Origin of the sequence: Paenarthrobacter sp. PAE-2 (assembly GCF_026013155.1) — a bacterium.
Lineage (GTDB): Bacteria > Actinomycetota > Actinomycetes > Actinomycetales > Micrococcaceae > Arthrobacter > Arthrobacter ureafaciens.
Genome location: NZ_JAPDNV010000002.1, coordinates 83,961 through 105,252, shown reverse-complemented (window position 1 = coordinate 105,252; position 21,292 = coordinate 83,961). Strand labels below are relative to the sequence as shown.

General features: G+C 62.9%; 16 protein-coding genes. 6 read left to right on the top strand and 10 right to left on the bottom strand.

Annotation, left to right across the window (positions count from 1 at the left end; all coding sequences use genetic code 11):
* Positions 1-6 precede the first annotated feature (6 nt).
* Positions 7-2,091 (top strand): PhoX family protein, encoded by a 2,085-nt coding sequence (locus OCL88_RS01510; RefSeq protein WP_264961352.1) that lies wholly within the window; start codon positions 7-9, stop codon positions 2,089-2,091.
* A 228-nt stretch (positions 2,092-2,319) separates the two neighbouring features.
* Here OCL88_RS01510 and OCL88_RS01505 read toward each other — a convergent pair whose 3' ends face one another.
* The 6 genes from OCL88_RS01505 to OCL88_RS01480 all read right to left on the bottom strand — a co-directional run bounded on the left by OCL88_RS01505 (position 2,320) and on the right by OCL88_RS01480 (position 10,284).
* Complete coding sequence (locus tag OCL88_RS01505; protein ID WP_264961351.1) at positions 2,320-3,951, bottom strand: glucoamylase family protein; 1,632 nt, start codon at positions 3,949-3,951, stop codon at positions 2,320-2,322.
* Between the two features lie 27 nt (positions 3,952-3,978).
* Complete coding sequence (locus OCL88_RS01500) at positions 3,979-5,880, bottom strand: glycoside hydrolase family 3 protein (protein ID WP_264961350.1); 1,902 nt, start codon at positions 5,878-5,880, stop codon at positions 3,979-3,981.
* A gap of 44 nt (positions 5,881-5,924) precedes the next feature.
* The gene (locus OCL88_RS01495) at positions 5,925-6,779 is read right to left on the bottom strand and encodes a carbohydrate ABC transporter permease (RefSeq protein ID WP_264961349.1); all 855 of its coding nucleotides are present in this window, start codon (positions 6,777-6,779) and stop codon (positions 5,925-5,927) included.
* 6 nt (positions 6,780-6,785) lie between these two features.
* A complete protein-coding gene (locus OCL88_RS01490; protein ID WP_264961348.1) occupies positions 6,786-7,736 on the bottom strand; it encodes a carbohydrate ABC transporter permease in 951 nt (316 codons plus the stop codon).
* Positions 7,737-9,008 carry a sugar ABC transporter substrate-binding protein gene (locus tag OCL88_RS01485; protein WP_264961347.1) on the bottom strand — a complete coding sequence of 424 codons (1,272 nt, stop codon included), beginning with the start codon at positions 9,006-9,008 and terminating at the stop codon, positions 7,737-7,739.
* Positions 9,009-9,204: 196 nt separating this feature from the next.
* Complete coding sequence (locus OCL88_RS01480; RefSeq protein ID WP_264961346.1) at positions 9,205-10,284, bottom strand: LacI family DNA-binding transcriptional regulator; 1,080 nt, start codon at positions 10,282-10,284, stop codon at positions 9,205-9,207.
* 213 nt (positions 10,285-10,497) lie between these two features.
* On the opposite strand from OCL88_RS01480, the gene menD reads away from it, so the two are divergent.
* A complete protein-coding gene (menD, locus tag OCL88_RS01475; RefSeq protein ID WP_264961345.1) occupies positions 10,498-12,204 on the top strand; it encodes a 2-succinyl-5-enolpyruvyl-6-hydroxy-3-cyclohexene-1-carboxylic-acid synthase in 1,707 nt (568 codons plus the stop codon).
* Between the two features lie 76 nt (positions 12,205-12,280).
* Here the strand turns inward: menD and OCL88_RS01470 are convergent, their stop codons facing one another.
* From OCL88_RS01470 to OCL88_RS01455, 4 genes are all read right to left on the bottom strand, one after another.
* Entirely contained in the window at positions 12,281-13,063 is a 783-nt protein-coding gene (locus OCL88_RS01470) for an amino acid ABC transporter ATP-binding protein (RefSeq protein WP_021472275.1), read from the bottom strand.
* A gap of 11 nt (positions 13,064-13,074) precedes the next feature.
* Entirely contained in the window at positions 13,075-13,866 is a 792-nt protein-coding gene (locus tag OCL88_RS01465) for an amino acid ABC transporter permease (protein ID WP_021472276.1), read from the bottom strand.
* 112 nt (positions 13,867-13,978) lie between these two features.
* The gene (locus OCL88_RS01460; RefSeq protein WP_264961344.1) at positions 13,979-14,776 is read right to left on the bottom strand and encodes an ABC transporter substrate-binding protein; all 798 of its coding nucleotides are present in this window, start codon (positions 14,774-14,776) and stop codon (positions 13,979-13,981) included.
* 159 nt (positions 14,777-14,935) lie between these two features.
* Positions 14,936-16,285 carry an isochorismate synthase MenF gene (locus OCL88_RS01455; protein WP_264961343.1) on the bottom strand — a complete coding sequence of 450 codons (1,350 nt, stop codon included), beginning with the start codon at positions 16,283-16,285 and terminating at the stop codon, positions 14,936-14,938.
* 91 nt (positions 16,286-16,376) lie between these two features.
* Here OCL88_RS01455 and OCL88_RS01450 point away from each other — a divergent pair, with 91 nt between their 5' ends.
* The 4 genes from OCL88_RS01450 to OCL88_RS01435 all read left to right on the top strand — a co-directional run bounded on the left by OCL88_RS01450 (position 16,377) and on the right by OCL88_RS01435 (position 21,208).
* Positions 16,377-17,147: a demethylmenaquinone methyltransferase gene (locus OCL88_RS01450; RefSeq protein ID WP_264961342.1), complete on the top strand. Its 771-nt coding sequence runs from the start codon at positions 16,377-16,379 to the stop codon at positions 17,145-17,147.
* Between the two features lie 19 nt (positions 17,148-17,166).
* A complete protein-coding gene (locus tag OCL88_RS01445; protein ID WP_264961341.1) occupies positions 17,167-18,510 on the top strand; it encodes a geranylgeranyl reductase family protein in 1,344 nt (447 codons plus the stop codon).
* 9 nt (positions 18,511-18,519) lie between these two features.
* Positions 18,520-19,623, top strand: a complete 1,104-nt coding sequence (locus tag OCL88_RS01440; protein ID WP_062097646.1) for a polyprenyl synthetase family protein — start codon at positions 18,520-18,522, stop codon at positions 19,621-19,623.
* Between the two features lie 718 nt (positions 19,624-20,341).
* Positions 20,342-21,208, top strand: coding sequence for a type IV toxin-antitoxin system AbiEi family antitoxin domain-containing protein (locus OCL88_RS01435; protein WP_264961340.1), 867 nt, complete (start codon positions 20,342-20,344; stop codon positions 21,206-21,208).
* Positions 21,209-21,292: the final 84 nt, after the last annotated feature.

The following is a 21,292-nucleotide window of genomic DNA, read 5'->3' as shown; positions in this document are numbered from 1 at the left end:
GTCCCCATGTCTGAAACAACCCGTCGCACGTTCCCGCTGTTGCCCATGCTCGGCCACACGAAGGGAAAGCGGAGCGCGGTCACGTGTGCCCTCAAGTGCGACAACGCTTGTGCAGGCGATGTCTGCAACACCAGCTCCAACGGTTACTTCCGCGACATCGCCTCAACCGCCATGTCCCGCCGCGCCGCCCTTGGCCTGGGCGCCGCCGGGGCGCTCGCCGTCGTACTTGGCGGAACGGGTACCGACGCCGCCGTGGCTGACTCCGGCAGCGGGCTTTCCGACGCTGCAAAGAAGGGATTCGGCAAGTCCAAACTCACGTTTGCTCCCATCAAGCCCGTGGACGCCTCGGTGGACGCGTTTACCGTGCCGGAAGGTTTCGAGTGGAGGCCGATCATCCGCTGGGGCGATCCGTTGTTCGCCGATTCACCGGCCTTCGATCTCAACAACCAGACCGCCGCCGCCCAGGCCCGCCAGTTCGGCTACAACAACGATTACACGGATATCCTCCCGATCCCGGGCTCCAAGGACCGCCGGGCAGTCCTGTTCACCAACCACGAGTACACCAATGAGAACCTCATGCTGCCCGTCGGCTTTGACGCCGCAGAAGCACGGGCTATCGGCCGTGCCGCCCACGGCCTGGCTGTTGTGGAACTCGAGCGGAAGAACAAGAACAAGCCGTGGAACTACGTCCAGGGCGCACCCCGCAACCGTCGTTTCCTGACGGACACTATCTATGAGCTGACTGGTCCCGCGGCTGGCACCAACCTGGTCGCCACCATCGATGACCCCGCAGGCCGGTGGATCAAGGGAACCCTGGGCAACTGCTCCGGAGGCACCACCCCGTGGGGCACTATCTTGTCCGGTGAAGAGAACTTCAACGGCTACTTCGCAGCGCCGGGATCCTCGGCAGAGGATAAGCGCTACGGCCTGGCCGCGAAACCCACCACCCGTCAGTGGGAACTCGACGAACCCCGTTTCGATACCCGGAACCCCGGCTACGCCAACGAGTCCAACCGCTTTGGCTGGATAGTGGAAGTTGATCCCTTCGACCCCTCATCCACCCCCAAGAAGCACTCCGCCATGGGCCGTTTCAAACACGAAGGCGCCAACGTGATCGTCGCCCCCGACGGCCGCGTGGTGGCCTACATGGGCGACGACGAGCGCTTCGACTACCTCTACAAGTTCGTGTCCAAGGGTTTCTACAAGCCCGGCGACTCAGCCGAGGCACGCAAGAACAACATGAACCTGTTGTCCGAAGGTGACCTGTACGTTGCCCGGTTCACCGGTGATTCCCCGGTCTCGGAAATCGACGGCACCGGCAAACTTCCCGCAGATGGTGCCTTTGACGGTTCCGGTGAATGGCTCCCGTTGGTCGTGAACGGGCAGTCAGCTGTGCCGGGCATGTCCGTGGCCGAAGTACTCGTGTACACCCGGCTTGCGGCGGACAAGGTAGGCCCCACCAAGATGGACCGTTGCGAAGACGTGGAACCGAACCCGCTGACCGGCAAGGTCTACGTTGCGTGCACCAACAACTCGGACCGCGGAAAGACCGGCAAGGAAGGCGCCACGGAGGTCAATCCGCGCACATTGAACCGCGACGGTCACATCGTCGAGATCACCGAGGCTCCGGGCCAGACCGGCACGGCATTCAATTGGACCCTCCTGTTGGTTGCCGGCGATCCCGCAGCGAACGGGTCCACGTACTTTTCGGGCTTCCCGGCAGACAAGGTCTCGCCGATCTCCTGCCCGGACAACGTGGCCTTCGACTCCGTGGGCAACCTCTGGATTTCCACCGACGGTGCTCCATCGACGATCGGCTACAACGACGGCCTGTTCAAGGTCACCCTCGACGGACCGGAGCGTGGAAAGGTGGAGCAGTTCCTCTCCGTCCCGCGCGACGCCGAGACCTGTGGCCCGATCATTCACGACGACGAGCGGACAGTGTTCGTAGCCGTCCAGCACCCCGGCGAAGACGGCACATTCGCGGCCCCCAACTCGCTGTTCCCGGACTACGTCGGTGCCGGATCCACCCCGGCACCCGGCGCGGCCCGCGCCCCGCGACCCTCGATCGTCCAAGTGTCCCGCAAGTAGCCCGGCCCGCGTTTCTATGGGTGATAGAGCGTTTCGAATATGGCGTTGTTATGTGACAGAGCGTCCAGCAGGTCCGTTGCTCTATCACTTCCCGCCGGGTTTTGCCGGTTCCTCTTCCACTTCCCGCCGGGTTTTGCCGGTTCCTCTGTCACATCACCCCCTTTAACGACGAATGCCCGCCCGCTCCCGCGTGTGCGGAAGTGGGCGGGCATTCGTTTTTGGGACCTCCTAGAGCACGCCCGCGCCGAACTCCTCGACCTCGATGAGTGGCTTAATGACTTTCTCCACTTCTCCGCGTACGAAATTACGGCGAATCACGTTGTTGCCAAAGACGTTCCCGATGGCACCCAGCACCATAGCCTGATCGAGCGAAAGGTAACGCCGGGCGACAGTACCGGACTTGACCGCCACGGCGTCGAAGAATCCACCGAGGCCGTACGCGCCAAGATCACGCTGTATTTTCTGAAGGTTCTGGTACGCCTCAACGGGTTCGTACTCCATGGCGAGGAAAGCGGCGTGCGGCGTGACCACTCCATCGCCCCAGGACGGGTTTGGGTTCGTGGCGGGGCGGCAGCCTTCGAAGCCGTTGTCGACGCTTGTTCTCTCCACGTCGGAAGGGTATCCATCGCTGCTCATGCCGATTGCGTCCACACCCCATTCGGAATATCCGCCGTTTGGATGGCTGGCTGGGGAGAATCCCCAGTACCCGTATTTGGCGTCGTCCAAACCGAATTCCCGCTGTGCACGGACGGTCAGAGGATGGTTGATTCCCCATGCTTTCGGTGCCCAGTCTGCTTCGGGAACAAACAAGTCAGGCATCAGCGACTCGAACATATCGCCGCCCCAGCTCGGCACCAAGCGCATCCCACGGTAGGTGTAAGCACCCTCGAACACGTCAATCCCGTGATAGGTACGATGCTCACCTACGGGCTTCTGTTCCTGCCAGGACCAATCGCAAGTGTCCGGGAAGACCCGCAGGGTGGCGAAGTAGTGGGCCGGGGGAAGCTGTCCGAGGGCAATCCCGATGTACGTTGCAATCCTGGGTTCGGAGTTGGTGACGTCGTAGTGGTTCAGGGTGTAGAAGACATCGGGTCCCTTGCCCAAATAGTTTCCCTGGACCGTGCCGACGTCGGGCTTTTGATCATAGAACCCGCCACGCAGCAGGCCTGCGCCGACGCCGGGGCGTGCGTCCTTGTTGTAGAAGATCCCGAAGTCCATCCGACGCAAGATGCTGTTGGCCAGCGCAGCAACCTTCGGCTCTGCATTGCGAACCACCATCAGCGACGCAGCGAACCAGCCGTTGTCCACGCTCGAGAGGAACGGCGTCACCGGTTGGCCGTTTTCCGGCCACGATGTTATGACTTCCCCGGTACTTTCGTCGTACCAGTTGTAAAGCATGCCACTGGGCTCATGGTGTTTGAGGCCGGACAACGTGGTGAGCGTTTGGGCCAGGCGGTCCCGGCACTCCTTGGCACTGATGATCTGCAGTTCCCGGGCCACGATTGTGCTCCACATGTAGCCCCCGATGTTGGTGGGCGATGTGAAGCCGCTCCGCTGGGGGTCCTTGATTGATTCCCCGATGTAGTCGGCGGGCAGGCCGGTCTCCGGATGAGTCATCGCCACCAACGAATTCCACGTGTCCTGCGCCCACTGGTTGATGACCTTGCGATCGATTCCACCCTTGAAACGGCCGCGGGATGAAAACGGATCGTCCGACGTCGGACGGGTACCTGCCACAGCTATGCCGGCTTGCGTGGTGGCCGAGACCAAACCCGCGACGGCGACTGCCGCCGCCCCTGCGAGGACGTGGCGACGCGTAGCACTTGGTTTTCCGGACGTACCTGACGACAAATGGTTCATGAGAAAAATCCTGACTGTGTAATGGATTCAGCTTTCGGTCTGTTTTCCGGGGCTTGTTCGCTGAGGCAGGTCCAGGCCGTGCCCAAACGGGTATAGGGGATCGGCGGTGTCGCCAGGGACGTCCGCCCGGGACGCTCGGACGGCGTCCATGGATCGGGGTAGCTCGAACGGCAAGCGGCCCTGGGGCTGGACACGTCCGAACAGGGCGTCGAGGAGTGCCGGATCTGAGACCCCGAAAGTCCCGACGATGGCTGACGCAAATTCCGTGAGCGGCGTCAGGATGGCAGGTCGGTCCAAACACACGTCGATGATCAGGGGAACCCGGGCCGCCAACGAGCGAAGCCGCGCGATAAGGCCCGGCGGGAAGTCAAGGCTGCCCGCGTGAAAATGCTTCTCCAAGAAGAGGTCATCCCGATGTTCCCAAGGAGCGATCAGCCGGACAAGCGCGACGTCGGCTTCGTCAGGGTTCGTGGTGACGGAACCGAACCCTGTGACGTTGGCTGGGTCCATGCCCTCCACATACAGCGAGGGTGAGCCTGTCAAAGGAAGAAGGGCAGTACTGTTTGACGGGCCGTTTTTGAGCACCGTCACTGAACGGCTCTGGGCGATCCGACCTTCGCGCCGGAATTCCGCATTTCCGACAATTCGATCAGCCTCATCTTCATCCACGAACGGGTTATCGAAGAGTCCCAGCTGGAACTTCACCAGCAACAACCGCCGAACAGATTCATCGATACGTTCCTCGGCGACGAGTCCCTGCCTCACCAGGTTGATGAGGAGATCGGTACATTCTTCGCCGCCGAACTGATCCACGCCCGCATTGAGAATCTTCAGCATTCTTTGGGACGCGCTGAGATCCTCGACACCCCAGGCACGCGCCGGGAGTACCTGGTCATCCACCAGGTTGTCATTGACCAGTTCCCAGTCGCTGAGGACAACACCGTCGTAACCAAGCTTGCCCCTGAGGAGGCCGGTGATCATTTGCTTGTTGTAGCCGAACCCCACTTCCTCTACGGGTTCGCCGTCGAGTTCGAGCCCGACCGGCATGCCGTAGTACGGCATGATGGCGCTGGTCTGATTGGCTATCGCGCGGCGGAAGGGAGCCAGATGCTCCTGGAACCGTCCACCCGGGTAGACCTGTTCGCGCCCGTAGGGGAAGTGCGCATCCTCGCCGTCCCGCTGGGGCCCGCCCCCGGGGAAGTGTTTGGTAGTGCAGGCCACGCTGCCCGGGCCCAGGGTATCCCCTTGGAACCCCTGCAGGTACTCCACCACGTACTGTGAACTCAGCTCGGAATCCTGTCCGAAGGTGCCGGCCTGCCGGCACCATCGGGGCTCGGTGGCCAGATCCACCGTAGGATGCAACGCGGCCCGAATGCCAACAGCCGTGTACTCCTGCCTGGCGATATCGGCAAACCTGCGGATCTGCTCCAGGCTGCCGATCGCCGAGAGGCCGATGGGTTCCGGCCATTGGGAGAAATGTGCTGCAGTGAACGATGCGCCGGAGTTTTCAATGAAGGCGTGGCGCGGGTCGGTGGAGATAGTGATCGGAATGCCGTGCGGTGTTCGCTCGGCAAGTTCCTGCAGGGAGTTGCTCCAGCGTGCGGCTTCCCGTGCCGTGCCCAGCCCATGGATATTGAAGTGGTTCATCAACTTCCCAAGCACCACGGTGCTGGTGGGAGACTTGCTGATGTTGCCCGGAGTCTCAAGCAGGGAACCCGCAGGCCCGGTCTCAATAACCGTGTGGAACATGACGCCGGCTTTTTCTTCCAGGCTCAGCCGGGACAGCAAGTCCTCGGTTCGTTCCAGGGGACTGAGACGATGATCCTCGTAGGGATCCATGATCCCGTTGCCATTGAGGTCCCGGTATTCGGTTCCGTCATCAGCAAAGGACATTGCAAGGCGCGTGCGTGTTTGCGGTTGTGAAGGCATGGTTCTTTCTCAATTGGATGCGTAAGTCTGGAATGCGCCAGGGTTTATTTGATACCTGCGGTAGCGACGCCTTGGACGAAATACCGCTGCAGACAGACAAACAAAATAAGGATGGGCGTGATGACCAGCACCGATCCGGCGAGGAGCAGGCCATAGTTCGTGGCATTCTGCCCGGTTGAGTACAAGGACAAAGCAACGGGGAGGGTGTACATCTCCTCACTCTGGGCAACGACCAGCGGCCAAAGGAAGTTATTCCAGGAACCGAGGAAGGTAAGGATGCCCAGCGTTGCCAAGGGAGGGCCGCACAGCGGAAGAACAATTCGCAGGAATGTCCGTAGTTCTCCGGCTCCGTCAATCCGGGCTGCTTCGATCAGCGAATCCGGAATTCCCGCAATGAACTGGCGCATCAGGAAAACTCCCATTGGGGACGCCAGGAACGGCAGAATCAGTCCGGGATAGGTGCTGACCAGACCTAGCTTGCTGACCAGGACGAACAGGGGTACGAACGTCACAACGCCAGGGACCATGAGCATGATCATGACCAGCACGAACAAGAAACGCTTGCCTGGAAAGTCCATCTTTGCCAAGGCGTAGCCCACCATCGAACAAAACAGCAGGTTGCCGAGCACAGTGAATACCGCGACCACAAGGCTGTTGAGGAAGAACGTTTCGATGTGCAGTTGGTTGATCCACACCGCGAAATTCTCAAACGTGGCATGTTCGGGCCACCACGTGATGGGTCGGCGCGTGAGTTCGCCCTGGGACTTGAAAGCGCCGAGGAACATCCAGGCGAAGGGCAGGAGCGTGGCAGCGACCCCAACTATCAGGACCGCATACGTCCAGATACGTGCAGACGGAATGCGGCGCTTGCGCCTCAGGGCCAATTGAGGATTAGTCATGATGGTTCAGTCCTTCGATCGCAGGGCTTTGAACTGGAGGAGGCTCAACAAAGCGATGGCGACGAACAGCACGTAGCTGGCCGCGGACGCAAGACCGTACTTCCCGAACCCGAATTGGTTGTAGGTGAAGTAGCTGATCGACAAGGTCGAATCCAGTGGGCCGCCCTTGGTCATGACAAACGGCTCCTCAAAGAACTGCAGGAATCCTACTGACAGGAGCACTGTGCCAAGGAGAAGCGTTGGTCGCAGCATCGGCAGGGTGATGCGCATGAAGCGCTGCCAGGCGTTGGCACCGTCCATCGCGGCCGCTTCGAGGACTTCTTCGGAAACGTTCTGCAGGCCGGCCAGGAAGATGATCATCAACGTTCCAAGGTTTCGCCAAACAGCCAACAGAATGAGGGCGGGCATGGACCACGTGGTGCTGTTGAGCCAATCCGGACCGGTGATGCCGAATGCGCCGAGGATGACGTTCAGCAGGCCGTCAGGCTGCAGGATGAAGCGCCAAACTACCGCCACGGCCACGATGCTCGTGACGACGGGAGTGTAGAACCCAACGCGGAACGCGGTGCGGAATCGTGTGATGCCGTTGTTCAGGGCGACAGCCAGAGCCAGCGCGAGCGCCGTAGTCAGGGGAATGCCGACTACAACGAAGTAGGCCGTGTTCGCGAGCGAGTGCAGAAATTGCTTGTTTTCAAACAGTTCTGCGTACTGGTCAAAGCCGACAAAGCCCACTGCCAAGGGTTGGTCGATGTCGCGGGCCCTGAAATCCGTGAAGGACATCAGGAACGATGACACCAACGGACCCAACATGAAGACGGCGAAAACGAGCACAAACGGTAAAGCGAAGAGCCAAGCCACGATGGCGTTCCGACGTCGGCGTGCGTTGTTTCGCCGCAGGGGAGGCCTGCCAGCCCCGGAGGTGCTGGCAGGCCTGACGTTTGAGGTGGTGGTCACCATTTATTTCCCTGTACCGAGTGATTCGGCCGTCTGCTGCAAGGACTTCAGGGCCTCTTCGGGAGTTTTGCCGCCCTTCACGACCTGTTCGAGCTCGCTGTCTGCGGCTGCGGCTACTTGGGTCCACGTCTCAACGGAAGGCGGGTTATTGGTGGTCTTCAACTGTTCTCCGAAGACGGCAAGCTTGCTGTCGCCGGCAAGCGATGGATCCTTCCAAGCGCTCTCCTGGGAGGGAAGATCTCCGGTGGCCTTGTACCACTTGAGTTGAACCTCGGGCTTGGACAGCCACTGGACAAGCTCCCAGGCTGCATCCCGGTTCTTGGACTTTTTGAAAACCACAAGGTTGGATCCGCCCACGAAGGAGGTGGCAGTCTTCGCCTTCGGCATCGGCACCACTTTGTACTTCTCCGCGAAGCCCTCACCACCGGCTTTGTTGAGAAGCCCCACATGCCACGGGCCGCTGATCATCATGGGAGCTGAGCCGTCCACGAATTGCGTTTCGGCTGTTGCGCCAGTGGCTACGGTCTTGGATGCTATTCCTTCGCTGAAGAAGCCGGAGTAGAACTTCAGGGCCTCAGCAGCTTCCGGGGTGTCGAGGGTCCACTTGGTCCCGTCGTCGTTCAAGAGCTTGGCGCCATTTGACCACTGGAACGGCAATGTTGCCTGGTACGAGTCCGCACCGCCTGGAGGCATCTGAACGCCGTATTGTGCCCCTGCTTTTTCCTGAAGAGCTTTGGCGAGGTTCTTGAAGTCGTCCCACGTCTCCGGGGATTTGTCGATCCCCGCCTTCTCGGCGAGGTCGGTCCGGTAGTAGACCACCCGGGTCTCCACGTACCAGGGCACACCGTAGCTGGTGCCCTCGACTTCGGTGGACTTCACCGAGCCGGGGAAGAACGTACTGGAATCTATCTCCGATGGCGTGGGCTCGAACGCGGGACTGAAGTCGCCCATCCACGTCGTACCCATTTGCGCGACGTCCGGCACAGTTCCTCCCGCGATCGCTGTCTGGTACTTGCTGAGCGCGGCGTTCCATGGAATGGCTGTGACGTTGACAGTTACGCCGGGGTTCTCTGCCTCGAATTCCTTGAGAAGCTCGGGCAACGCTTCCCCCTCACTGCCCTGCGCCCACAGAGTAATGGTTCCGGTGGCCGGACCTGAAGCTACGGGGGTTGAGGATTCTTTTGCTGCGCCGTTGTCGTCCCGGCCGCAAGCCGTCAAGAGGAGGGCAGCAGCCAGACCAACAGCAGCTGCCTTCGCGGCTTTCGGATGGATCATCGTCGTTCCTTTCGTGGTGGCCAAGGTCTGCAGACAATCGGAGGCGCGAATGGTCAGGACAGAATGAGGCCTGCGCATAAGAATCTATGCGCTTTGATTTCGGACAAGACCTAATCTAAGCGCATTGACTGTGAGTTTGGCAACACTTCGGAGCGGTAAGTGGATAAGTTTTCCCCTTAGCGGGGAGCGGGAAGAACTAACCGCCTTGGCAGCCGCAGCTCTCGCGGACCACCAGGTGCACCGGGAGGCTCACCGCCGTCGGACGCTTTTCCGGATCATCCAAACGTTCCATCAGCAGCCGCACCATGGTGCGTCCCATGAGTTCCATGGGTTGGCGCACAGTGGTCAACGAAGGCCTGGCCACGCGTCCTGCCGCGATGCCGTCAAAGCCGGTGACGGCGACTTCACCAGGTACGCTCACACCGATGGAAGCGAGGGTGTCCAGGACCACCAGGGCATCCTGGTCCGTGGCGCATACGATGGCCTCGGGTATTTGATCGCCAGTGCAAGTGTCTCGGATGGCCTTGGCGACGGCGTCCTCGCCCCCGCATGGATAGGCGGGTTTGCCCGCCGGCTCGATGCCGGCATCAGCCAGCGTGGCCAGAAACGCCTGCATGCGTTCGTCGTTATCGGAGGACGGCACGCCGCCGAGGAAGATCAACCGCTCCATTCCGTGGACCGTAACAAGGTGCTCCGTCACGGCCCGGATTCCGGATGCGTTGTCCACGGTGACGTGGTCCAGTTCGGGGTTCAGCGCGCTCTCCGAGACTTCCACCACGGGAATTCGGCGGGCAATCCGGGCAAGAGTGGAGCTGGGGACCGAGCGCGGGAACACTGCAAGTCCGTCCACGCGGCCGGCGATGTCTGACAGCACGGCCTCGTTGTTCTCCGGGTTGCCGCCGCCCACCAGGAGTGCCTGCCCACGGCGCCAGCACTCCAACTCGACGCCGCGCTGAACCTCGTCAACGTACAGCGGAAACAACCTTAGGTCCTCATTGTCGGGGCCCTCCGCTGCAGGAGATCCGGAAACCCCGCCCTCACCTTTGGCGGGGTCCAGGAGGTAGTCGTAAGCGAACAGGCCAAGGGCGCCCGTGCGGCCCCGCGCCAAACCCCTGGCACTGGCGCTGGGCACGTAGCCCAATGCTTCCGCGGCGGCCAGAACCAGTTCCCGGGTGGATGCCTTGACTTTCTCCGGCTGCCTGAAGGTGAAGGAAACTGTCGCTATGGAGACACCTGCACGTTCGGCAACGTCATAAACAGTGGGGCCCTTTGCCATTTTCTCTCCTTATCCACCGAGTCTATGCGCATAGCCACGCAACGTCATCGAGCGGCGTCACCTCGGGCACGACTGTCGTAAAGGAATGGCAGATGGCGGGCATTATGTGAGAGAGGGCCGGTTGCTCTTCCACATCCTGCCGGGTTTGACGGTTTCCTCCCGCACCGCGACAGGAGAACCGCGACAGGAGAACCGCGCCCATAGACTGGAACGGTGACTTCGCAGATCTCCCTGACCTCCCTTGGCGCCGCCCGGATCGCTGTAACGGCACTGCTCGACGGCGGTGTGCGGCACGTGGTGGTGGCTCCGGGTTCGCGTTCGGCACCCATGGCCTACGCCCTCGCCGAAGCCGAAGCTGCAGGGAGGGTCCACTTGCACGTCAGGATCGACGAGCGCGATGCCGGGTTCACGGCATTGGGCCTCGCCTTATCGACCGAAGCCCCCGCCGCCGTACTGACGACGTCGGGGACCGCCGTCGGAAACCTCCTCCCCGCCGTGATGGAAGCGAACCATGCGGCCGTGCCGCTGATTGTCATATCGGCCGACCGGCCGGCGGAATTGCACGGAACCGGGGCCAACCAGACCACCACCCAACTGGACCTCTTCGGCGATCACGTACGTTTCGCCGTCGACGTCGCCGCGGGTGACAACCCGCAGCGCGCGGTGGCCACTGCCCTGTACGCCGCCACGGGCGCGTTGGAAGACACCCCGCCCGGTCCGGTCCAGGTGAACCTCGCCTTCCGCGACCCCCTGGTGCCGGAGGCGGGCGACGCCCTCCCGACCGCGGCGGGTCACGGACTCTTCCATTACGACGCCGGTCCGCAGGCGCTTGATCTTCCCGAAGCATCCGCCGGGCTTCCGGAGCGACGTACGGTGGTGCTTGCAGGGCACGACGCCGGTCCCGTCGCCGAAGCTTTCGCCCGGGCCCACGGGTTGCCGTTGCTGGCGGAGCCATCCTCGAATGCGCGGTTCGGGCCGAACTCCGTGGGCCCGTACCGGCTGCTGCTTGAGCACTTCGGTCCGGAATCGCCGGCGCCCATTGAGCGCGTTGTGCTCTTCGGCCGGCCAACGCTGTCCCGGCCGGTGGGCGCACTCCTGGCGCGCGAAAGCGTGGAAGCGGTGATTTACCAGCCTGTTCCCGTTGCCTGGTACCAGGAAGGACGCCGAAGGGAAGCGCCGGTGGAAACGCTGCCCGGCTTGGCCGAATTCGCAGGCCGGGGTTCCGCTGACTGGCTCGATTCCTGGCTGCTGGCCGGCGCCGCAGCCCAGCACGCCCTTGACGGAGTGCTGGCCGAAGAAGCGGCCGCCACCGGGCCGTCGATCGGCGCAACTGTTTGGAAGCACGCCCGCGGAAAACTCGTGCTCGGCTCCTCCAACGGCATCCGCGACGTGGACCTTGCCGGCCAACCGCACCCCGACCCCATCGCAACGGTCTACGCCAACCGCGGACTCGCCGGCATCGACGGAACCTTGGCAACAGCCACCGGAATTGCCCTCGGCAGCGGACGCGAAACCACCGTCCTCCTGGGCGACGTCACCTTCCTCCATGACGTCGGCGGCCTGCTTCTGGGCAAGGGCGAACCGACTCCGGACCTTCGCATCGTGGTCCTCAACGACGCCGGCGGGGCCATCTTCGGGCTGCTCGAGCACGGCGCAGTTGAGGACTCAGGCGCCTACGGCACCGCCGTCGAACGCCTCTTCGGCACCCCGCACGCAGTGGACCTTTCGGCGCTCGCGGCGGCTTACGGCGTCGGGCATCAAGCGGTGAGTACGACGGCGGAACTTGCCGAAGCGCTGAAGGCACCGCTCAAGGGACGCAGCATTGTGGAAGTCCGCGCAGACCGGGTGGGACTACGCGGACTTCATGCCCGGATCAAGGACGCCGTCTCGGCTGCGGTCGGTAACGTGCTCGCTGCCTGAGGAACGCCCGAAACCCGTCGGGATGTGAGAGAGGATCGCCCAAAACCCGTCGGGATGTGATAGAGGAACGGAGGGGTTAGTCCTCTTCGACGCCGATGTGCGTGGGATCCAGGACCCGGCGCAGGAATTCCTTGGTCCGCGGCTGGGTGGGGGCGCTGATGACCTTCTCGGCCGGGCCTTCCTCCACCACAACGCCGCCGTCCATGAACACGACGCGATCGGCGACTTCGCGGGCAAAGCCCATCTCGTGCGTGACCACCAGCATGGTCATCCCTTCCTGGGCCAGCTTGCGCATGACGGCCAGGACGTCGCCAACGGTTTCCGGGTCCAGCGCGGAGGTGGGCTCGTCGAAGAGCATCAGCTGCGGGTCCATGGACAGGGCGCGGGCAATGGCCACGCGCTGCTGCTGCCCGCCGGAGAGCTGGTCCGGGTAGCGCTCGGCGAGGTGTCCCAGGCCCACGCGTTCCAGGTTCCGCCGGGCAACCTCGCCTGCTTCGGCCTTGGAACGCTTGAGGACCTTGATCTGGGACACGGTGCAGTTGTCCAGGACGCTCAAGTGCGGGAAGAGGTTGAAGTGCTGGAACACCATTCCCACGCTTTGGCGCATGCGGTTAAGGTCGACGTCGGGATCGGTCGCCTCGAACTTGCCCACGTTGATGACGCCCGCGTTGGGCTGCTCAAGGAGATTGACGCAGCGCAGCAGGGTGGACTTGCCGGAACCGGAAGGCCCGATCAGGCACACCACCTGGCCCGGTTCGACGGACAGCGAGATGCCCTTGAGGACCTCGTTGCTGCCGTAGGACTTGCGGAGGTCCTTGATGGTCACGCCCGCAGCGTGGACTGTAGCGGAGTTAGTCATGACGGTCCTGCCTATCGCTTGGTCCGCGCGGAGCGGCTTTCGAACTTCCGTGCCAGGAGGCTCAAGGGGATGGTGATGATCAGGTAGAAGGCACCTGCCACGAGCAGCGGCGTCAAGCCGGCGCCGAGGCTGGAGATACCGTCCCGGCCGAACTTGGTCAGTTCGTACTGCGATGCAGTCAGGCCCAGTACGTAGATCAGCGACGAGTCCTTGGTGAGCAGGATGATCTCGTTGGTCAACGGCGGGAGGACGATCTTGAACGCCTGGGGGATGACGATGGTGACCATCGCGCGCCAGTGCGGCATACCCAGCGAACGGGCGGCCTCCATCTGGCCCTTGGGCACGGCCTGCAGGCCTGCGCGGAGTGTTTCAGCGATGTAAGCCGCGGCCACCATGCCCAGGGAGACCATGACGATCACGTTGACGTCCCACTGGATCCCGAAGGCCAGCGGAACACCGTAGCCGAAGGCGATGAAGACCAGCAGCGCGGGGACGCCGCGGAAGAACTCGATGTAGCCGGTGGCGATCCAGCGGTACAGCGGGAAGGAGGAAAGCTTCATCAGGGCCAGCAGCAGGCCGCCGGAGAGGCCGACTATGAAGCCAAGGGCCGTGTAGATGAGGGTGTTCTTGAGGCCGATCAGGAAGATGCCCGGGAACATCGGGCCGATCTTGGCGAAGTTGAAGACGCTGTTTCCCACCGTCTTCCAGTCCACGGCAAGGATCACGGCGGCCAGGACCACTACGAAGATTCCGGCCTGGACGTACAGACTGACTTTGGCGCGTTGACGTGCAGTCATTGCCATGCTGTTCTCACATTCATGTTGCGCAATTGGGGCCCCGTACGAGTTGTCCTTTGCTGAACATCATCGTGACGGGGCCCCGCTTGCGTGGATCTTGGGGAGCCGGGGCTCGGAACTACTTGGCGGCCTCGCCGAACCAGGTGGTCTTGAACTTGTCGAGCGTGCCGTCGTCCGTGATGCGCTTCAGGGTTCCGTTCACGGCGTCGCCCATGGCGGTGTTGCCCTTCTTGTAGGCAATTCCGAGCTTCTCGCCCGTGGCGTAGTCTTCAACGCGCTTGAGGTTGGACTCGTCCTTGATGGCGTAGCCAAGCACGGACTGGTTGCCGACTGCTGCATCAATCGTGCCTGCCTTGAGGGCCTGGACCAGGAGGCCGGAGTCCTCGAACTGCTGGGCATCGATTCCCTTGTCCTTGGCGTACTGGGCGCCGGTGGTTGCCTGCTGGACGCCCACCTTCTTGCCCTTGGCGCCGTCCAGGTTGGTGATTCCGGAGGAGGAGGAAGCCACGAGGGTCAGGTCGTCATCCATGTACGGGTTGGAGAAGTCCATGACGTTCTTGCGGACATCGGTGATGGAAACCGAGGAGATGGAGACGTCGCAGCCAGCCAGTGCGGTTCCGGTTTCGATTGCTTCGAAGGAGCTGTCCACAACGTTGAGTTCAGCCTTGAGGTCCTTGGCGAGCTCTGCGGCGATGTCCATGTCGAAGCCGACGTTCTTGCCGTCCTTCTGGAATTCGAAGGGCTCGTAGGGAATGTCCGAGCACACCGTGAGCTTGCCGGCGTTGATGAGCTGGGGGCCCGAACCCGAGGAAGCGGCCGGAGTGGACGAGCCACCGCAAGCGGTCAGGGCAAGGGCGCCTGCTGCGAGCAAGGCTGCCACCTTGGTGCCGGACAGAACCGAACGGGAGATCTGCATGTTTTTTTACCTTTTGTTGCAGTGGATGCTGAACTGAGTCGGTTTTAGTGTAGCGCCGAACATGAGATGTGCATCACAGGAAACGAAGTTTCACTATTAGATAACCAGTTTAGCCAAGATACAAGTATCCTTACAGACCCTGTGTCCGGGATACCGGATTTACCGCCGGATACCCAGAGCTTCCAGCATGGGCCGGAACTTCGCCCACGTCTCAGCAAGCTCGGCCTCGGGCTGGGAACCCTCCACGATCCCGCACCCTGCGTACAGCCGGACGGTGTTGGCGTCCTCAATCACTGCCCCGCGCAGGGCGATGCCCCATTCGCCGTTCCCGGCAGCGTCGAGCCAGCCGACCGGTCCGGCGTACGGGCCGCGGTCCAAGTGCTCGAGTTTGCGGATCAAAGCTCCGGCAACCTGGGTTGGCGTTCCGCACACTGCGGCGGTGGGGTGCAGCGCATTGATGAGGGCCAGGCAGGTGGGCACGTGCCCCTCGATATCGGCCAGCTCCGCCTTCACGTCCGAGGCCAGGTGCCACACGTTGGGCAGCTCCAGGATGAACGGCTCGCTGTGGGAGTTCATGGCCTCGGAAAAGGGTGCCAGCTGCCGGGTCAGGGAATCAATGGCAATCTCGTGCTCGTGCCGCTGCTTCTCGGAACCGGCCAGGACGCGCTCGGCGTACTCCATGGGGGAGCCCTCAACGCCCTCGGCATCCCGACGGTCCAGGGTTCCGGCAAGTACGCGGGCCTGGGCGGTGCGGCCCTCCACCTGGATCAACATCTCCGGCGTCGCCCCCACCAAACCGTCAACGCCGTACGTCCAGCATTCCCGGTACCTGGCCGCGAGCTGGCGAAGCACCTCAGCTGCGCTGACGCCTTCCGGCAAGTTCGCAACAACGTCGCGCGCCAACACCAGCTTCTCCAGCTTACCGGCGCGGATTTCCTCCACGCCGTTGGTGACGGCCTCCATCCACGCGGTCTCGCTCAAGGAACCGCGGCCAAGCGAGCCCCGCGAACCGTTGAGCGCAGCAACCTCAGGCGAGGGCCCGACGTCGGACCCTCCCGCGGCGGGCTCGTCACCGCTGGCGTCGGACAGCCAGCGTTTCAGGGCCGCCAGCACGCCCGCCTCGGTGAGCGGGGCGTCGTCGAACGTCAGCTGCGTGGCCCAGGCCCGGCCGTCACGCATGCCGACCACTAGTTCGGGGAGGATGAGGCGCGAAACGTGCGGAGACGTCTTGGAGAAAGCGAACGAGCCGAAGGCGACCGGACCCGTACCAGGAAGCTCCACCTGGTCTGTGATATCGGCCTCAAGAATCAGATGCCGCCACCACATATCGGCCTCGAGGAAACGGTCAGGGCCGGTGGCGTTGAACCGGGTCAGCTCGCCATAGCCCACCAACCCGGCCTCGCGGCGTGACCAGCAAAGCACGTCATCGCGCACCAAAAACGACGGCAGCCCCCCTGAGGATGAATCAACATCGAGGGGGACTGTCAAAGTACGCAGAGTGCTGGTCATGATGGAACTACAGTACTCCCGGCCGCAAGCTGAACCCGCGCCGTCTTCTACAGCGCAGCAAACTCCGCGGAATGTCTGAGACAATTGCAGGGTGAACCGAGCATCCTTGGAAAAGCGTCCGGACGAAGTTGCGACGATGTTTGATGATGTCGCCCCAAAATACGACGTCGTCAATGATGTCCTCTCCATGGGGCAGACCCGTCGGTGGCGCCGGATCGTGGTGGATGCCATAGACGTCAAGGCAGGCCAGCGCGTCCTGGACCTCGCGGCTGGAACGGGCACCTCAAGCGAGCCCTACGCGGACGCCGGCGTGGACGTCGTCGCCTGCGACTTCTCCCTGGGGATGCTCAAAGTAGGCAAGCGCCGCCGCCCGGATATCGACTTCATCGCCGGGGATGCCACCAACCTCCCGTTCGCGGACAACAGCTTTGACGCCTCCACCATTTCCTTTGGCCTGCGCAACGTCGTGGAGCCGCGCAAGGCCTTGGAAGAGATGCTCAGGGTCACCAAGCCCGGCGGCCGCCTGGTCATCGCCGAGTTCTCCCAGCCGGTCATTCCGCTGTGGCGCACCATGTACACCGAATACCTCATGCGCGCCCTGCCGGCGATCGCCACCAAGGTCTCCTCCAACCCGGACGCCTACGTGTACCTGGCCGAGTCCATTCGCGCCTGGCCGGACCAGGACCACCTGGCCCAGTGGCTCGCCGACGCCGGCTGGACGGACATCACCTACCGCAACCTCAGTGGCGGCATCGTGGCCGTGCACCGTGCGCAGAAGCCGGCGGAGCACCGGGAAAGCGTGCCTGTCGCGAAGCTGCGCCGCCAGATCAAGCCCCGCCGTACAGGCGCACAGTCCGGCTAAGTTGCTGATTTAGGACAACGTGAAAGTACTCATAGTTGGCGCGGGTCCCGCCGGATCCACCGCCGCGTATTACCTCGCCCAGGCAGGCATCGACGTCACGGTGCTCGAAAAAACGGCCTTCCCCCGGGAAAAGGTGTGCGGCGACGGACTCACGCCGCGCGCTGTCCGTGAGATCCAGAAGCTGGGACTTCCGCATTCCGAGGACGCCGGTTGGCGGCGGAACAAGGGCCTTCGACTCATTGCCGGCGGCCGCACCATCGAGCTGCCCTGGCCCGAGGTCTCCGATTTCCCCACCTACGGCCTGATCCGTACCCGGCTGGGCTTCGACGAGTCCCTCGCCCGGCACGCTGAGTCCGCGGGCGCCGTCGTGCTTGAACGCCACAGCGTCACCAGCGCACTGCAGGACGACGACGGCCGGGTCATCGGCGCGCGCGCCGCCATCCTGGACGAGTCCGGACGGAAGACGGGGGAGACGCGCGACTTCCTTGCCGACGTCGTACTGGCCGCGGACGGCAACTCGACGCGGACCGCAGTGTCCCTTGGAATGCACAAGCGCGACGACCGGCCCTTGGGCGTGGCCGTGCGCACCTACTTCACCTCGCCGCGCCATGACGACGACTGGATGGAAGGGTGGCTGGAGCTGCCCGGCAAGTCCGGAAAGCCGCTGCCCGGGTACGGCTGGGTCTTCGGCGTCGGCGACGGCACGTCCAATGTGGGCCTTGGGATCCTGAATTCGTCCAAGGAATTCGGCAAGCTCGACTACAAGCAGGTCCTGCGCGAGTGGACCGCCGGCATGCCTGCCGAGTGGGGCTTCACCCCGGAGAACCAAGTGGGGGAGATCCGCGGTGCCGCGCTGCCCATGGGCTTCAACCGCACACCCCACTACTCGCCCGGCATGCTCCTGCTCGGGGACGCCGGCGGAATGGTTTCCCCCTTTAACGGTGAGGGCATTTCCTACGCCATGGAATCGGCGCGGTTCGCTGCGGAGTTTATTGTCGACGCCACCGCGCGTTCCGCTTCCGCCGGGTGGACAACGGACGACGCCGACGCGCACCTGTCGCGGTACGCGGACTACGTCCGGGACCAGTGGGGTTCGCACTTCACGCTCGGAAGGGCGTTTGCCTTCCTGATCGGCAAGCCTGCCGTGATGAAGCTGGCCCTGCGCACGGGCATGCCCATCCCGGTGCTGATGCGCTTTGTGGTTCGCCTGCTGGCAAACCTGACTGATTCGTCGGCCAAGGGTTTTGAGGACCGTGTGATCCGGGTCCTCGAAATGCTTGTTCCGCCGACATCCAATACATCCTCCGGCCGGTCTTTGACGGCGGCAGGGTCTGACACCGCGGTTTCCGCACCAACTAGTTAGGGTTAATCCGTGACGAACTCTGCCGAACACAGCTGGACCCACGCCGGGCACGGCCTGCCGGACCCCCAAGAGCCTGCTCCCAACACCACCGCGATCGCCACCGGACTCCAGCTGCCCGCAGGATTTGCCGCCATCGCAGGTGATCCCGAGCTGGGGCCCGCCATCACCACCAACCTTGCCCGGGTTGAGAAGAAGCTTCGCGAGGCCATCTCCAATTCCGATCCCCTGGCTGACGCGACGTCGCGGCACCTGGTGGAAGCAGGCGGCAAGCGCATCCGTCCCCTGTTGACTCTCCTGTGTGCCCACCTCGGCGACGCTTCACGCCCAGAGGTGGTCCAGGCCGCCGTCGTAGTTGAACTGACCCACCTGGCCACCCTGTACCACGACGACGTCATGGACTCCGCACCCTTCCGGCGCGGTGCCCCCACGGCCCACGAGGTATGGGGCAACTCCGTGGCCATCCTCACCGGCGACCTCATCTTCGCCCGTGCATCGATCCTGGTTTCCGAGCTGGGTTCCCGCGCGCTTGGTATCCAGGCCCGGACGTTCGAACGCCTCTGCCTCGGCCAGCTCCACGAAACCGTTGGTCCCCGCGAGGACGAGGACGCCGTTGAGCACTACCTCTCCGTCATTGCGGACAAGACCGGCTCGCTTGTTGCCGCGTCGGGGCAGCTGGGGGCGATTTTCGCCGGCGCTGACGCTGCGTTTGAAGATGTGCTGGTGGAATACGGCGAAAAGGTGGGCGTTGCCTTCCAGCTGGCCGACGACGTCATCGATGTCACCGGCGTGAAGGTAAAGTCCGGCAAGTCCCCGGGCACCGACCTCCGCGAAGGCGTGCCTACGCTGCCCGTCCTGCTGCTGCGTCGTGATGCTGCAGCCGGCGATGCCTCGGCCAGCGCCCTGCTGGAGCTGGTGGACGGAGACCTGACTTCCGACGCCGCCTTGGCTGACGCCGTTGCCGGACTGCGCGAACACCCTGTCACTGCGGAGTCCTGGAAGATCGCCCGCGACTGGTCCGACCAGGCCATCGCCGCCTTGGCGCCGCTGCCGGAGGGTGTTGTGAAGGCGTCCCTGACCAACTTTGCACACGCCGTGGTGGACCGCAGCAGCTAGGTTTTTGTGTTCCCGGCAGGCACCTGACCCTTATGGGGGAGGGTGCCTGCTTTTTTGTTGGCGGGGGTGCCGGTGCCGGTTGGGTTGCTTGCTTGGAGGTGTAGCAGGTTTTGTGCTGGGCGGGCCGTGACGACCGACTTTGGCCTTGAAGAGGAACCATAGGCCCCGTTTATGCGGCGTGTCCTACCTTGGCGGCTTCAATGTGGGTGGTGGCGGTACGCATCCTTCGGAACATTGTGCTCCCCATCGGATTGCTGAGCTCCCCATCGGACTGCTGGATTCCGAGTCGGATTGCTGGGCTCTTAAACGGAATGGCCCCGGCTCGCTGCAGCGTTACGAGTCATACGCTGCACCGAACCGGGACCACAATCTCCGTTCGCATCAGACCCACCGGAGGCATTTAGTGGATCCGTGAATAGCTTATGACAACCCTGTCATATTTGCAACTTGGATGGTCAATGATTTTTTCCCTGGTGTGCAGCGATTTACAGATCCCAAACTCAGGGTCCCGACTGCGTGCCGCCACCACCCACTTTGCCGCCCCAAACAGCTGACACGCCGTCATTGGAGGGGTACTGGTCCCCAAATCCCCGCGTCGTAGTGCTCCGGCAAAGTGGGTGCGGCAGCCCGCAATGCGGGTCGTGGAGGCCCGGGAGGGTTATCCACATAGCCCGCTTTGTGCCCACCGGGCTCCTTCTGCGGACCTAACGATGGCCATATGGACATCGTTGATTTTCTCCGCAGCCGTCATGGGGCTGCGACTACCAAGACCCTTTACACCGCTGGCTTCAGCCGCCGAGCCTTGGCCAAGGCAGTAGGATCAGGCCGGATCGCCAGACTGCATCGCGGCGTGTACGTGTCCAAGGGCGCCGATCCGGACATTGTGGCCGCGTTCCGTGCCAACGGGATGCTGACGTGTGTTTCGGCGGCCCGCTTCTACGGGCTCTGGACCCTGCATGATGTCGCGGACCTCCATCTCAGCTGCGGCACGGGGTTGGCCCGGCGGCGCATAGTTCACCACGGCGAGTGCATACATCCTGATCATCCCTACTTGCCGGTGGCCGGGGTTGCCGATGTACTGCTCCATGCCCTGAGGTGCAGGCCCGAACTCGAAGCACTGGTCATGATGCAGGCTGCTGTCAGCCAGGCCCTGCTGGGCCCGGACTTTCTTCGGAGCAAACTGCCTGGCAATAGAAACGGACGGCTGAGGGCCATAGTTGATCTGGTCCTGCCAAGGGCCGACTCACTTCTGGAAGTGCTGGCCCACACGCACTTCACACGGGCCGGCCTTAAGGTTCAGATGCACGCGGATGTCCCGGGCGTGGGTGAAGTTGACTGCTTGATCGAGGATTGCCTGATCGTCGAATTGGATGGCGAAACACACTTCGAGGCGAAACAGGTCAAAAAGGACCATTACCGGGACAACGCCTCCATCCGGGGCGGACGACTGAGCTTGCACTATTACTATGCGGACGTGGTCTATCACCCGCAGCGGATGGTGGACGAAGTCCTTGAGGTGCTGGCGAACAGGGAAGCAGGTCGCTTCGGCCCCTTCCGCTACATAGCCGGGCCGCCGCCGTCGTGATTGAAACCAGACTCCAGGCCCCTACTGCGTGCCGCTACCACCAACTTTGGAACGGCAAGCTGCTCGAAACCCGCCTAGGACGGC